This is a genomic window from Nocardioides eburneiflavus, assembly GCF_004785795.1.
GTDB lineage: Bacteria > Actinomycetota > Actinomycetes > Propionibacteriales > Nocardioidaceae > Nocardioides > Nocardioides eburneiflavus.
Window position 1 is genome coordinate 240,803 of the sequence record NZ_SRRO01000001.1, and the last position, 12,945, is coordinate 253,747.

Annotated in this window: 15 protein-coding genes; 7 read left to right on the top strand and 8 right to left on the bottom strand. The window is 73.5% G+C overall.

Annotated features, from left to right (window positions below; all coding sequences use genetic code 11):
- Nucleotides 1-30 precede the first annotated feature (30 nt).
- From EXE59_RS01165 to EXE59_RS01175, 3 genes are read right to left on the bottom strand one after another with little or no spacing between them, the layout of a single operon-like run.
- Nucleotides 31-1,212 carry an acetoin utilization protein AcuC gene (locus tag EXE59_RS01165; protein WP_135837261.1) on the bottom strand — a complete coding sequence of 394 codons (1,182 nt, stop codon included), beginning with the start codon at nucleotides 1,210-1,212 and terminating at the stop codon, nucleotides 31-33.
- A gap of 29 nt (nucleotides 1,213-1,241) precedes the next feature.
- Nucleotides 1,242-2,042: a pyrroline-5-carboxylate reductase gene (gene proC / locus EXE59_RS01170; protein WP_135837262.1), complete on the bottom strand. Its 801-nt coding sequence runs from the start codon at nucleotides 2,040-2,042 to the stop codon at nucleotides 1,242-1,244.
- Between the two features lie 59 nt (nucleotides 2,043-2,101).
- Nucleotides 2,102-3,037 carry a proline dehydrogenase family protein gene (locus EXE59_RS01175; protein ID WP_246056417.1) on the bottom strand — a complete coding sequence of 312 codons (936 nt, stop codon included), beginning with the start codon at nucleotides 3,035-3,037 and terminating at the stop codon, nucleotides 2,102-2,104.
- A gap of 83 nt (nucleotides 3,038-3,120) precedes the next feature.
- Between EXE59_RS01175 and EXE59_RS01180 the strand changes: the two genes are divergently transcribed.
- Nucleotides 3,121-3,501, top strand: coding sequence for a hypothetical protein (locus tag EXE59_RS01180; RefSeq protein ID WP_135837263.1), 381 nt, complete (start codon nucleotides 3,121-3,123; stop codon nucleotides 3,499-3,501).
- Here the strand turns inward: EXE59_RS01180 and EXE59_RS01185 are convergent.
- The 5 genes from EXE59_RS01185 to EXE59_RS01205 form a co-directional block, all read right to left on the bottom strand.
- Entirely contained in the window at nucleotides 3,482-4,219 is a 738-nt protein-coding gene (locus tag EXE59_RS01185) for an ABC transporter permease (protein WP_135837264.1), read from the bottom strand. The two genes, EXE59_RS01180 and EXE59_RS01185, sit on opposite strands and share 20 nt — an antisense overlap.
- Before the next feature lie 64 nt (nucleotides 4,220-4,283).
- Nucleotides 4,284-5,003 (bottom strand): ABC transporter ATP-binding protein, encoded by a 720-nt coding sequence (locus EXE59_RS01190; RefSeq protein ID WP_135837265.1) that lies wholly within the window; start codon nucleotides 5,001-5,003, stop codon nucleotides 4,284-4,286.
- Between the two features lie 124 nt (nucleotides 5,004-5,127).
- A complete protein-coding gene (locus EXE59_RS01195) occupies nucleotides 5,128-5,715 on the bottom strand; it encodes a TetR/AcrR family transcriptional regulator (protein WP_135837266.1) in 588 nt (195 codons plus the stop codon).
- Nucleotides 5,716-5,717: 2 nt separating this feature from the next.
- Entirely contained in the window at nucleotides 5,718-6,512 is a 795-nt protein-coding gene (locus tag EXE59_RS01200; RefSeq protein WP_135837267.1) for a sugar phosphate isomerase/epimerase family protein, read from the bottom strand.
- 2 nt (nucleotides 6,513-6,514) lie between these two features.
- Nucleotides 6,515-7,459: a Ppx/GppA family phosphatase gene (locus tag EXE59_RS01205; RefSeq protein WP_135837268.1), complete on the bottom strand. Its 945-nt coding sequence runs from the start codon at nucleotides 7,457-7,459 to the stop codon at nucleotides 6,515-6,517.
- 121 nt (nucleotides 7,460-7,580) lie between these two features.
- Here EXE59_RS01205 and EXE59_RS01210 point away from each other — a divergent pair, with 121 nt between their 5' ends.
- From EXE59_RS01210 to EXE59_RS01235, 6 genes are all read left to right on the top strand, one after another.
- A complete protein-coding gene (locus EXE59_RS01210) occupies nucleotides 7,581-8,363 on the top strand; it encodes a DUF3109 family protein (RefSeq protein WP_135837269.1) in 783 nt (260 codons plus the stop codon).
- Between the two features lie 92 nt (nucleotides 8,364-8,455).
- Nucleotides 8,456-9,676, top strand: coding sequence for an inositol-3-phosphate synthase (locus EXE59_RS01215; protein WP_135837270.1), 1,221 nt, complete (start codon nucleotides 8,456-8,458; stop codon nucleotides 9,674-9,676).
- Nucleotides 9,640-10,548: an SCO3242 family prenyltransferase gene (locus EXE59_RS01220; RefSeq protein ID WP_210428841.1), complete on the top strand. Its 909-nt coding sequence runs from the start codon at nucleotides 9,640-9,642 to the stop codon at nucleotides 10,546-10,548. Before EXE59_RS01215 ends, EXE59_RS01220 begins: the two co-directional genes overlap by 37 nt.
- Nucleotides 10,545-11,420, top strand: coding sequence for a sugar phosphate isomerase/epimerase family protein (locus tag EXE59_RS01225; protein ID WP_246056420.1), 876 nt, complete (start codon nucleotides 10,545-10,547; stop codon nucleotides 11,418-11,420). The genes EXE59_RS01220 and EXE59_RS01225 overlap by 4 nt, the downstream gene beginning before the upstream one ends.
- The gene (locus EXE59_RS01230; protein ID WP_135837271.1) at nucleotides 11,417-12,064 is read left to right on the top strand and encodes an EboA domain-containing protein; all 648 of its coding nucleotides are present in this window, start codon (nucleotides 11,417-11,419) and stop codon (nucleotides 12,062-12,064) included. Before EXE59_RS01225 ends, EXE59_RS01230 begins: the two co-directional genes overlap by 4 nt.
- Nucleotides 12,064-12,942: a TatD family hydrolase gene (locus EXE59_RS01235; RefSeq protein ID WP_135837272.1), complete on the top strand. Its 879-nt coding sequence runs from the start codon at nucleotides 12,064-12,066 to the stop codon at nucleotides 12,940-12,942. Before EXE59_RS01230 ends, EXE59_RS01235 begins: the two co-directional genes overlap by 1 nt.
- Nucleotides 12,943-12,945 lie beyond the last annotated feature (3 nt).

Consider the following 12,945-nt stretch of genomic DNA (forward strand, 5'->3'; position numbering starts at 1 on the left):
AACCTTTACCGTGCGAGCACCACACCGTGCTCAGGGCAGCGGGTCGAGGCCGTGCAGCGGGAAGACCTCGGTGCGGGTGGCGTTGATCGCCCGGTCGAGCCAGGCGTCCGGGTCGTAGCCCGCCGACCAGTCGCGGTAGGCCGGCGTACGCCCGTCCGTCATCCGGTGCGGGGCGGTCGCGCCCAGGACCTCGGTGACGTACGCCCGCCAGCCCGGCGGCGTCGCGAGCGCGGGGTCCAGCGGACGGCCTGCGGCGATGGCGAGCAGGTGAGCCCAGGAGCGCGGGACCACGTCGACGATCGAGTAGCCGCCGCCCCCGGTGACCACCCAGCGCCCGCCCGCGACCTCGTGGGCGAGCTCGTGGAGGGCGAGGTAGGCCGCGCGCTGGCCGTCGATGCTCAGCATCATGTGGGCGAGCGGGTCGTTCATGTGGGAGTCGCAGCCGTGCTGGGTGACCAGCACCTCGGGCGCGAACGCACGCAGCACCGGCGGCACGACGGCGTGGAAGGCGCGCAGCCAGCCCGCGTCGGACGTGCCCGGCGGGAGCGCGACGTTGACCGCGGTGCCCTCGGCGCCCGGGCCGCCGGTGTCGGACGGGAAGCCGGTGCCGGGGAAGAGCATCTGCCCGGTCTCGTGCAGCGACACCGTGAGGACCCGTGGGTCGTCCCAGAAGATCTTCTCGACGCCGTCGCCGTGGTGGACGTCGATGTCGACGTAGGCCACCCGCTCGGCGCCGTCGGCGAGCAGCTGCGTGATCCCGACCGCGACGTCGTTGTAGATGCAGAACCCGCTGGCCTTCTCCGGCATGGCGTGGTGCAGGCCGCCGGCGATGTTGACCGAGTGCAGGGACTCCCCGCTCCACACCTGCCGGAACGCCTCGACGGTGGCGCCGACCACGTGGGCGCTGGCGAGGTGCATGTCGGCGAAGACCGGGTCGTCCTCGGTGCCCAGGCCGCGGGACGCGTCCTCGTAGCCGGGCGTCGCGCCGGCCGTCGTCACCGCATCGATCAGTCCCTGGTCGTGCACGGTGGCGATCTGCGCGTCGGTGGCGACGGGCGCGTCCACCAGCTTGATCGACTCCAGCACGCCCAGCTCCTCGGCCAGGCGCATGGTGAGGTCGACCCGTACGGGGGACATCGGGTGCGTCGGGCCGAAGTTGTACTCGCAGAGGGTCTGGTCGAACACGACCGACGTGGGCCCGGAGCACTCCATGTGGCGGACGTTACTCCCACCCGGTGTGGTCAGCTGCCCTCGGCCAGCTCGCGGGACCGGTTGCGTGCGGCCTCCATCGCGGCCAGGAAGGCCGCGCGGACCTTGTGGATCTCCAGCTCGCGCAGCGCGGACGCGGTGGTGCCGCCGGGCGAGGTGACCTGCTCACGCAGGACGACGGGGTGCGTGCCGGTCTCGCGCAGCATCGCGGCCGACCCGACGAGGGTCTGCACGACGAGCTCGGTCGCGGTGGCGCGCGGCAGCCCCAGGTGGACGCCCGCCTCGATCATCGACTCGACGACGAAGAAGATGTAGGCGGGGCCGGAGCCGGAGATCGCGGTGACCGCGTCCATCTGCTTCTCGGGGATGCGGAGCACCTTGCCGGTGGAGGCCAGCAGCGACTCGGCCTCGGCGAGGTGCGAATCGTCGCAGTGCGAGCCGGGCGCGATCGCGGCCATGCCCTCGTCGACGAGCGCCGGGGTGTTGGGCATCACCCGTACGACGGCGACGCCCTCAGGCACGCGCGACTCGATGTAGGCCGTGGTGATGCCGGCGGCCAGCGAGACGAGCAGCTGGCCGGCGCGCAGGTCGGGCGCGATCTCGTCGAGCACGTCGCCCATGTCCTGCGGCTTGACCACGAGCGCGACGGTGTCGGCCTTCGCGGTCGCCTCGCGGTTGGAGACGACGGCGACGCCGTAGCGCTCCTCGAGCTCGCGGGCGCGCTCGGGCCGCTTCTCGCCGACCATCAGCTGGTCGACGCGGCGCCCGGCGCGTACGAGTCCGGAGAGCAGGGTCTCCCCCATCACGCCGGCACCGATGATGGCTGTACTCATGGCTGCAATCTATCGCCCGCCCCGGAGATTTCGACGCGCACGTCCCAGACGCTGTGGTCTCAATTCTTCGAGACGAGCGAGCGCAGGAAGAACGCCAGGTTCTGCGGCTTCTCGGCCAGGCGGCGCATCAGGTAGCCGTACCACTCGGTCCCGTAGGGGACGTAGACCCGCATCGTCTCCCCGGCCGCCGCGAGGCGCTTCTGCTCCTCGGGCCGGATGCCGTAGAGCATCTGGAACTCGTAGGTGCCCGCGCGGCGGCCGAACCGGCTGGCGAGCGAGGACGCGATCTGGATCATCCGAGGGTCGTGGGTGGCGATCATCGGGTAGCCCTGGCCGCCGAGCAGCACCTTGAGGCAGCGTACGTAGGCCTTGTCGACGTCGAGGCGGTCCTGGAAGGCGACGTCCTCGGGCTCCATGTAGGCACCCTTGCACAGCCGGACGCGGGAGCCCTCGTAGGCGAGGGCGCGGCAGTCGGCCTCGGTGCGGTGCAGCATCGCCTGGAGCACGGCGCCGGTCTCGGGGAAGTCCTTGCGCAGCTCGCGCAGGATCGTCAGCGTCGAGTCGGTGGTGGTGTGGTCCTCCATGTCGAGGGTCACCGTGGTGCCGGCGTTGCGGGCGGCGCGGCAGATGTCGCGCGCGTTCTCCAGCGCGACCTTGTGCCCGTTGTCGGAGAGGGACTGGCCGATGGCACTGAGCTTGACCGACACCTCGGCGTGCGGGGCGAGCCCGCGAGCGGCGAGGTCGGCGAGCAGCTCCTTGTAGGCGACGACGGTCGCCTCGGCCTGGGCCACGTCGGTGGTGTCCTCGCCGAGGTAGTCGAGCGTCACCCGCAGGCCGTCGTCGACGAGGCCCTGGGTCGCCGCGACCGCGGTCTCCGTGGTCTCGCCGGGGACGTAGCCGGTGACGATGCCGCTCGAGACGGGCATCGTGGAGACCAGCCGCTTCACCCCCTGGCTGCGGGCGAGGAGCAGGATCGGCTGACGGAGCAACGACATGGCCCGAAGGCTACGCCGATCCGCACGGAACCTTCACACCTCCTCCATCCCTTCCGGCCGGACGCGGGCCTACCGTCGTCTGCATGCCGACCAGCCTCTCCCCGCGCCGCGTGCGCTACGCGATCGCCATGGCCGTGTCCGCCGGCACGGTCCTCTTCCTGCTCCTGGGCATCGTCGCCCTCGGCATCGTCGGTGACGGCGACCGCGACGGGGTCTACCTCGCGGCGCCGGTCGTCCTGCTGCTGGTCGCTGTCGCGACCCGCTTCCGCCCGCAGGGGATGGCGTACGCCCTCGGCGCCGCGGCGCTGACGACCGTGGTCGCGGGCGGGGTGGCCATCGGCATGGTCGCGTCCGACGACGTGGCGGCCTCGGTGCCCGACGTCGTCATGCTGACGGCGATGTACGCCGGGCTGTTCGCGGTCGGCGCCTGGCTGTTCACGCGGGTCAGGGCGTCCGTCGCCTGAGGGTGGCAGCACCGAGTGCCAGCGCCGCGAGCGCGAAGCACGCCACGACCGCCACGTCGCTCCACACCGTCGCCGTGTCGGCGGCACCGACGAGCTCCTGCATCGCGTCGACGGCGTAGGACAGCGGCAGCACGTCGCTGATCGCCTCGAGCACGCCCGGCATCGCCTCGCGCGGGACGAAGAGCCCGCAGAGCAGGATCTGCGGCAGCACGAAGGCCGGCATGAACTGCACCGCCTGGAACTCGGTCGTCGCGAAGGCGCTGACGAGCAGGCCCAGCGCGGTGCCGAGGACCGCGTCGGCGACGGCGACCACGCCGAGCAGCCACACCGGGCCCTGCACGTCGAGGCCGAGGAGCCCGACGCTGACGGCCACGGCCAGCGCCGACTGGACCGCGGCGAGCAGGCCGAAGGCGAGGGCGTAGCCGAGCAGGAAGTCGAGCTTGCCCATCGGCATCGTGAGCAGCCGCTCGAGCGTGCCGGACGAGCGCTCGCGCAAGGTCGTCACGCTCGTCACGAGGAACATGACGATGAAGGGGAACATCGCGAGCAGGCCCGGCCCGAAGCGGTCGAACAGTGCGGCGTCGAGGTCCTCGAACATCCACCACAGCAGGCTGATCAGCACGCACGGCACCACCAGCAGCATCGCCAGGGTGCGGTGGTCGCGGCGGACCTGCCGAAGCACCCGGCCCGCGACGGCGAGCGTGACGCGGGGGTTCACGTCGGGGTCCCTGCGGCGTTGCTCGGGGGAGCGCAGCGGAGGAGAGGAACGGCGTGGGGTGACTTCACGCCACCTCCTCCTTGCCCTCGACGAGGTGGAGGAACGCCTGCTCGACGTCCCGCGCACCGGTCCGCTCGCGGATCTGCTCCGGCGAGCCGTCCGCGATGATCCGCCCCTCGCGCATGAGCAGGAGCCGGTCGCTCCGCTCGGCCTCGTCCATGACGTGGCTCGACACCAGCACGGCCGCTCCTGCCTCGGCGATCCGGTGGAACAGCGCCCACAGGTCGCGGCGCAGCACGGGGTCGAGGCCGACGGTGGGCTCGTCGAGCACCAGCACGTCGGGCGTGCCGAGCAGGGCGACAGCCAGGCTCACCCGGCTGCGCTGGCCACCGGAGAGGCTGCCGACGACCTGGGAGCGGTGGTCGTCGAGCCCGACCGCAGCGACGGCCTCGTCGACCTGGCCGGGGTCGACACCGAGCACGCGGGCGAAGAACGCGAGGTTCTCGGCCACCGTCAGGTCGTCGTAGACGCTCGCCGCCTGGGTGACGTACCCGACCCGGGTCCGCAGGGCGGGGCTGCCGGCCGGCTCGCCGAGCACCTCGACCGTCCCGGACCGGACCCGCTGCGCGCCCACGAGGCAACGCATCAGCGTGGTCTTGCCGCAGCCGCTCGGACCGAGCAGTCCGGTGACCCCCGCGGCGATGTCCAGCGAGATGCCCGGCAGGACCTCGCGGGAGCCGCGTACGACGACCAGGTCGCGTACCTCGACGACGTTTTTCATCATATGTTGAATTGTGCGCGCGTGGCGTCGGCGCGTCAACCCCCGGGGAGCGGTGGCTGAACCACATTCCGGACGCGCGGAATGTGGGTGGCGCACCGCCCGAGGGCGGGACAGAAGAGGACGTACGTCAGGGGAGGTCGCCGGTGAGGTAGTGCTGGATCACCGGACCCACCCGCGCGACCACGTCCTCGGCCGGCATGGTCGCCATCGGGGGCAGGGCGATGAGGTAGCGGGTGACGATGAGCCCGACGACCTGGCTGGCCACGAGCGGGACCCGTACGTCGGGCCGGTCCGCGACGAGCTGGGCGAGGACGGGCCCGACGACGACCGGGATGAACCCCTCCTTGAGCAGCGTCGCGCCGTCCTCGCTGAGCACCGACCGCACCACGGCCAGGAGCCGCACCTGGATCTCGGGGTCGTCCCAGACCGACAGGAACGTCCGGAGCAGCCTCTCCCCCGCGCCGTCGGGACCGAGGGCCACCACCGGAGCGAGGACCTCGCGCGGGTCGACGGGCATCTCCAGCGCGGCGAGGAACAGGTCGTCCTTGGTGCCGAAGTAGTGGTGCACCAGCGCCGGGTCGACGCCGGCGGAGGCGGCAACGGCGCGGATCGTGGTGCCGCGGAACCCCTTCTCGGCGAAGGACGCGCGCGCGGCCGCGAGGACCTCGGCGCGGGTGTCGGGCGCGCCCGGGCGACGACCGCGGGACGCGCGCACGCTCACGGGGTGGTCACTCCGAGGTGCGCCCGCGCGAACTCGAGCGACTCGGCGAGGTCGGCCTCGCGCTCGGCCCGGCTGGCGGCCCGACGGGTGTTGATCTCCAGCACGACGTGGCCCGAGAAGCTCGTCCGTGCGAGGTGGCGCAGGAACTCGTCGGCCTTCATCACGCCGCGACCCGGCACGAGGTGCTCGTCCTTGGCGGACCCGGTGCCGTCGGTGAGGTGGATGTGGCGCAGGCTGTCGCCCATCCGCTCGGCCATCGCGACGACGTCGCTGCGCGCGATGGCGGCGTGGGAGAGGTCGATGGTGGTGTTGGCGTAGCCCTCCGAGCTGGGGTCCCAGCCGGGGAGGTACATCTCCATCCCGCGCCGCGACGACGCCCGCCAGGGATACATGTTCTCGACGGCGAAGGCGATTCCTGTGCGGGCCTCGAGCGACGCGATCCCCTCGACGAACCCTGCGGCGTAGTCCTTCTGCCAGCGGAACGGCGGGTGGACGACCACGACGTCGGCGCCGACCGCCTCGGCCATCTCGGCCGAGCGCTCCAGCTTGCCCCAGGGGTCGGTGCCCCAGACCCGCTGGGTGAAGAGCAGGCACGGCGCGTGGACCGCGCAGACCGGCACCTGGTGGTGCTCGCTGAGCTTCTTGACCGCGTCGACCTGTTGGCTGAGGGCGTCGATGCCGACCATCACCTCGACCGCGTCGTAGCCCAGCTGCGCCGCCCACCCGAAGGCGTGCGCCGTCGACTCGGGGTAGACCGAGGCGGACGAGAGGCCGATCAGCGGGGCGGCCATGCTCAGCGCTGCCTGGTGACGACGGAGATCTGGTCGAGGCGCTCGAGGATGACGCCCTCGCGCAGGGCCCACGGGCAGATCTCGAGCTCGGTGAGCTCGAAGATGTCCATGCAGGCCTCCGCGACGAGCGCGCCGGGGACGATCTGGTGCGTCCGGCTCGGGGAGACGCCCGGCAGGTCGGCGAGCTCCTGGGGCGACAACGCCATGAGCTTCGGGATCCAGCCCGAGAGCGTCTCGAGCTCGAGGACGCGCGGCACGAGGGGACCGTCGCCGCTCGGCGCCGCCCCGCAGATGCGCGCCAGCGAGCGGAACGTCTTGGAGGTGGCTGCCGCGCGGTCCGGTGAGCCGGGGCGCAGCAGGTGCCCGGCATCCCGGGCGATGTCGGCGCGGACCTGACGGCGCAGGTCGCGGACGGCCTGCTCGGACGGCGTGCCGCCGCCGAACCAGGCCTTCGCCATCCGCGCCGCCCCGAGCGGGAGGGACCACGCGACGTCGGGGGCCTCGTCGGTGCCGCCGGCGATCTCGAGCGAGCCGCCGCCGATGTCGAACACGACGAGCCTCCCGGCCGACCAGCCGAACCAGCGACGTACGGCCAGGAAGGTCAGCCGCGCCTCGTCCTCGCCGGACAGCACCTCGAGCGTGACACCGCTGTGCTCCTCGACGTGGGCGAGCACCTCGTAGGAGTTGACGGCGTCGCGCACCGCCGAGGTCGCGAAGCCGAGCATCTCCTCGCAGCCCTTGTCCTCGGCGATCCGCGTCGCCGAGGCGCAGAACTCGGTGAGCGCCTCGATGCCCTGCGGCGTGACCGCACCCTCGTCGTCGAGGTGCTCGGCCAGGCGCAGGGGCTGCTTGTGCGACGAGGCCGGCAGCGGGGCGGCACCGCCGTGCGCGTCCACCACCAGCAGGTGGCCGGTGTTGGATCCGATGTCGAGGACGCCCAGGCGCATGCCCTTCACGCTACTGCCCCGGGTTTCGACACGCTCGCTCATCGCGGGTCCTGAGTGACCGCGAGGGACGAGCGGTTGTATCGAAGGGCGCTGCTCAACCAGCGGGAACTAGGCTCATGCAGTGCCCGAAGTAGACCTGGTGTTCCCCCGCGCGTTCGTCGAGTTCACCGACCCGGCCGACGAGGCGCAGGTCTTCCGGTGCGACCTGACCTGGCTCACCTCGGCCTACATGTGCATCTTCGGCCAGGGCTGCGCCGGGATCTACGCCGACGCCCCCGACGTCGGCTGCTGCACGCTCGGCGCGCACTTCGCCGACAAGGGCGACGAGAAGCGGGTCGCCGGCTTCGTCGCGCAGCTCACCCCCGACGACTGGCAGCTCCACCCCGATCGCCCGGTGAAGAAGTCCGACTGGGTCGAGACCGACGACGACGGCGAGCGCAAGACGCTCGCCGTGGAGCTCGACGGCCAGCAGGCGTGCGTGTTCCACAACCGCACCGACTTCACCAACGCGGACGGCCACGTGGGGGCGGGCTGCGCGCTGCACGGCCTCGCGCTGCGCCAGGGCCGCAACCCGCTGGAGACCAAGCCCGACGTGTGCTGGCAGCTGCCGATCCGCCGCCAGTTCCGCAACGTCGAGCGCCAGGATGGCACGTCGTACACCGAGGTCTCCATCGGCGAGTACGACCGCCGCGGCTGGGGTCCCGGCGGCCACGACCTCGACTGGTACTGCTCGGGCAACACCGAGGCGCACGTCGCCGTCGAGCCGGTCTGGGTCACGCACGAGGCGGAGCTCGTCGAGCTGATGGGGCCCGAGGCGTACGCCGAGCTGAGCCGGCACTGCGAGGCGCACGTCCGCTCGCGATCGGCGCTGGCCCTCCACCCCGCGGACCCGACGCACCCCTGACGCACGCCCGGTCCACCACTTTTGACAGCCAGTCGGACAAAAGTCCGAGCCCCGCCGTTGAAAGTGGCTGTGACGTGCATTACCTTCGAGCGGTGGCCTCCCCCTCCACGTCCTCGGACTCCCCCAGCACGACGCGCGGCACGACGCCCGGCAGCACGCCCGGCACCCTCGGCGTCTGGTTCCTCGGTGCGCGCGGCTCGCTCGCGACCACGGCGACCATCGGGCTCGGCGCCCTCGCCGCCCGCCTGACCGACGAGACCGGGTGCGTCACAGGCCATCCCGACCTCGACCCGCGCGGCCTCGCGTCGTGGGCCGACATCGTCGTCGGCGGCCACGACGTCGACACCGTCCCGCTCGCCAAGCAGGCCGAGCGGCTCGTCGCGGGCGGCGTGGTGCCCGGCATCCTCGCCGAGCGGGTCGCGGGCGAGCTCGAGGCGACCGAGGCACGCCTGCGGCCGGGCGTACGCGCCGGCGAGGCGACCGACCAGCGCGCCGTCGTCGAGCAGCTGGCCGGCGACATCCGCGAGTTCGCCGCCGGGGTGGACCGGGTCGTCGTCATCGACGTCTCCAGCACCGAGGCGCCGCACGACGCCGGCGCCGACGCCGCGACGTGGGCCGACCTCGAGGCGGCCTGGGCCGCGGGGCGCGCGCCCCTGTCCCCGAGCTCGACGTACGCCTGCGCCGCCCTGCTCGCGGGGGCGCCGTACGTCGCGTTCACGCCGAGCCCCGGCATCGACGTCCCCGCCCTGCTGGAGCTCGCCGCCGACCGCGGCCTGCCCTACGCCGGCAGCGACGGCAAGACCGGCGAGACGCTGGTGAAGTCCGCGCTCGCCCCGATGTTCTCCACCAGGGCGCTCGCCGTGCGCTCGTGGACCTCGATCAACCTGCTCGGCGGCGGCGACGGCTCGACCCTGGCCGACCCCGCGGCGCGGGAGAGCAAGACCGGCACCAAGCGCTCCGGCCTCGAGTCGATGCTGGGGCACGACGTCCCCGGCCCGATGCACATCGACTACGTCGAGGACCTCGGCGACTGGAAGACCGCGTGGGACCACGTCCGCTTCGACGGTTTCCTCGGCACCCGGATGACCATGCAGTTCACCTGGGAGGGCTGCGACTCGGCGCTCGCCGCACCGCTCGTCCTCGACCTGGCCCGGCTCACCGGCCGGGCCGTGGCCGCCGGCGAGACCGGTGCCCTGGCCGCCCTCGGGTTCTTCTTCAAGTCGCCGCTGGGCTCGCAGGAGCACCGGCTCGCCCAGCAGTGGGACACCCTGCTCGCGTGGTCGCGGGAGTGCGCCGACCGGGTGTCGCCGTGAAGGTCGGCGACCTCGTCGAGCTGACCCGGGCCCCCGCCGCGTTCTCCATCCCGGGCGACGCCTGGTCCGGTGCCGCGCACGCCGCGGCGTCGGGCACGTCGGCCGGCCGCGGCTGGGCGATGCCGCTCGCCTCGACGTGCCTCTACTGGTCCGGCATGGCCTTCAACGACTGGTGCGACCGCCGCGTCGACGCGGAGGAGCGCCCGGAGCGCCCGATCCCGTCGGGCCGGGTCTCCCCGGGCGCCGCGCTCGCCATCGCGGCCGGACTCGGCGCCGCGGGCCTCGGCATCGCGACCCTCGTCGGCGGCCGGTCCGCGCTGGCCGTCGGCGCCCCGCTCGCACTCATGGTCGTGGCCTACGACGCGGTCGCCAAGGACGCCGCCCTCGGTCCGGTCGCGATGGCCTCCACCCGCGGGCTCGACGTGCTCCTCGGCGCCCACGCCTCCCCCGCGAGCGCGTGGCAGCCCGCCCTCGCCGTCACCGCCCACACGGCCGGGCTCACCTGGCTCAGCCGCGGCGAGGTCCACGGCACCCGGCCGGCGGTCGCCGCCGCCGTCACCGCCGGCACGGTTGCCGTCGCCGCCGCGACCGCACACGTCGCCCACCACGACCGCGAGGCCGGCCGCGCCTCCCGGCTGGCCGGCGTCGGCCTGTCGGCGGCGTACGCCGTGGTCGTGGGCCGCGCCCAGGCGCGTGCCGCACTCGACCCGACCGCGGACGCCGCGCGTACGGCCACCCGCACCGGCATCGGCGGCTTCTCGCTGCTCCAGGGTGCCTGGCTGGCCCGCCGCGGACGCCTCGGCGCCGCCGCCGCGGTCGTCGGCGCAGGTCCCGCCTACCGCGCGCTGTCGAAGCACTGGAGCCCGACGTGAGCGCGGCAGGGCGGGGGCTGCGGCTCGGCTACGGAAGCAACGGCTTCTCCGGCCACCGGTTCCCCGACGCGTGCGCGGTGATCGCGGGGCTCGGCTACGACGGCGTCGCGCTGACGCTGGACCAGCCGCACCTCGACCCGTTCGCCGAGGACGCCGCCGCCCAGACCGCCCGGGCGGCCAAGGCCCTCGCCGACCACGGCCTCGCGGTCCTCGTCGAGACCGGCTCGCGCTACGTCCTCGACCCCTGGCACAAGCACGAGCCCACCCTCGTCAGCGACGGCGACCGCGGCCCCCGGGTCGAGCTGCTCACCCGCGCGGTCCGCATCGCCGCCGACCTCGGCGCCGAGGCGATGTCGTGCTGGTCGGGCGTCCTCCCCGAGGGGACGGGCGCCGAGGAGGGGTGGCGGCGACTCACCGACGGCCTGGGCCCGGTCCTCGACCTCGCCCACGACCTCGGCGTCACCGTCTGCTTCGAGCCCGAGCCCGGCATGCACGTCGACACCGTCGACGTGGCCCTCGAGCTGCGCCGCCGCCTCGGCGAGCCCGAACACCTGCGCCTGACCCTCGACCTGGGCCACCTCGTGTGCAACGAGCCGCGCACCCCGGAGGCGACGATCGCGCTCGCCGGGCACCTGGTCGGCAACGTGCAGGTCGACGACATGGTGCGCGACGTCCACGAGCACCTCGAGCTCGGCAGCGGCACCCTCGACCTCGACGCGGCGCTGCGGGCGCTGCTCGACACCGGGTTCGCCGGCCTCGCCAGCGTCGAGCTCCCCCGCCACTCGCACGCCGCGCCGGCCGTCGCGGCCCGGCAGATGACCGCCCTGCGCGCGTCGCTGGCCCGCCTCGACGAGGAAGCAGCCCGGCCATGACCGAGATCCGCCCGCTGGCCCACCCCGACGCCGTCCGCGCCGCGCTCGACGACGCGGCGCGCGAGCGCCACGACGCCCTCACCGCCGAGGTCGCCGCCGACCCCTCGCGCCTGGGCCGTACGTTCCCCTCCTCCGCCCGGCTGACCGGGAGGGGACCGCTGCCCGGAGTCGAGGGCGTGCTCGTCGAGGACGCCGTACGGGTCGGGCTGGTGCGCGCGGCCGCACGGGGCCTCGACGCCGACGCCCTGCTGGCCGAGCTGCGCGAGCTCTACCGCTACGGCGACAGCGACGAGAAGCGGGCGGTCCTGCACGCCCTCGCCGGGGCCCCGGACGGGATCGACGGCAGCGACGTGCTGCTCGACGCGCTGCGCACCAACGACACCCGGCTGGTCGGTGCGGCCCTGGGCCCGCACAGCGACCGCCTCGACGACGACGCGTGGCGCCAGGGCGTCCTCAAGTGCCTGTTCACCGGCGTCCCGGTCGCCGCCGTCACCGGGCTCGCGTCCCGCGCCGACCACGAGCTCGCCGCGATGGCGCAGCGCTACCGACGCGAGCGCGAGGCGGCCGGGCGCGACGTACCTCCCGACGTGCAGGTCGTGCTCGACGCCTGCGCGGCCGCGACCCCCCAGCAGACGGAGTCCTGATGCGCATCTTCGACCCCCACGTCCACATGGCGTCACGCACCACCGACGACTACGAGGCCATGCACGCAGCCGGCGTGCGCGCCGTCGTCGAGCCGGCGTTCTGGCTCGGCCAGCCGCGCACGAGCGTCGGCTCGTTCACCGACTACTTCGACGCGCTCGTCGGCTGGGAGCGGTTCCGCGCAGCGCAGTTCGGCATCGCCCACCACTGCACGATCGCGCTCAACCCCAAGGAGGCCAACGACCCGCGCTGCGCCGGGGTGCTCGACGTGCTGCCGCGCTACCTCGCCAAGGACGGCGTCGTCGCGGTCGGCGAGGTCGGCTTCGACTCGATGACCGTCGAGGAGGAGAAGGCCTTCGTCCGCCAGCTCGAGCTGGCCGTGGAGTTCGCGCTGCCGGCGATGGTCCACACCCCGCACCGCGACAAGGAGCAGGGCACCCGCCGCACCCTCGAGCTGGTCGCCGACTCCGGGCTGGCACCGGGGATGGTCGTCGTCGACCACCTCAACGAGGTCACCGTCGACCAGGTCGACGACGCGGGCTGCTGGATGGGCTTCTCGATCTACCCCGACACCAAGATGGACGAGCACCGGATGGTGGCGATCCTCCAGCGCCGGGTCGAGCTGGGCCGCGGGGTCGACCGGGTGCTGGTCAACTCGGCCGCCGACTGGGGGCGAAGCGACCCGCTGAAGACCGCGAAGACCGGCGCGGCGATGCTCGAGGCCGGCTTCACCGAGGACGACGTCGACCAGGTGCTCTGGCGCAACCCGGTCGAGTTCTTCGGCCAGAGCGGCCGGCTGCTGCTCGGCGACGACGACGCCGCGGCCGACGCGACCGCCACCTTCGAGGGCAACTCGATCCTCCGCGGCTCGCGGGACTGATCG

Excerpts from the sequence above, each read along its gene's own strand:
- EXE59_RS01165 (WP_135837261.1), bottom strand. The coding sequence starts at position 1,212 with ATGGAGTGCTCCGGGCCCACGTCGGTCGTGTTCGACCAGACCCTCTGC.
- proC (WP_135837262.1), bottom strand. The coding sequence starts at position 2,042 with ATGAGTACAGCCATCATCGGTGCCGGCGTGATGGGGGAGACCCTGCTC.
- EXE59_RS01175 (WP_246056417.1), bottom strand. The coding sequence starts at position 3,037 with ATGTCGTTGCTCCGTCAGCCGATCCTGCTCCTCGCCCGCAGCCAGGGG.
- EXE59_RS01180 (WP_135837263.1), top strand. The coding sequence starts at position 3,121 with ATGCCGACCAGCCTCTCCCCGCGCCGCGTGCGCTACGCGATCGCCATG.
- EXE59_RS01190 (WP_135837265.1), bottom strand. The coding sequence starts at position 5,003 with ATGATGAAAAACGTCGTCGAGGTACGCGACCTGGTCGTCGTACGCGGC.
- EXE59_RS01200 (WP_135837267.1), bottom strand. The coding sequence starts at position 6,512 with ATGGCCGCCCCGCTGATCGGCCTCTCGTCCGCCTCGGTCTACCCCGAG.
- EXE59_RS01205 (WP_135837268.1), bottom strand. The coding sequence starts at position 7,459 with ATGCGCCTGGGCGTCCTCGACATCGGATCCAACACCGGCCACCTGCTG.
- EXE59_RS01230 (WP_135837271.1), top strand. The coding sequence starts at position 11,417 with ATGACCGAGATCCGCCCGCTGGCCCACCCCGACGCCGTCCGCGCCGCG.
- EXE59_RS01235 (WP_135837272.1), top strand. The coding sequence starts at position 12,064 with ATGCGCATCTTCGACCCCCACGTCCACATGGCGTCACGCACCACCGAC.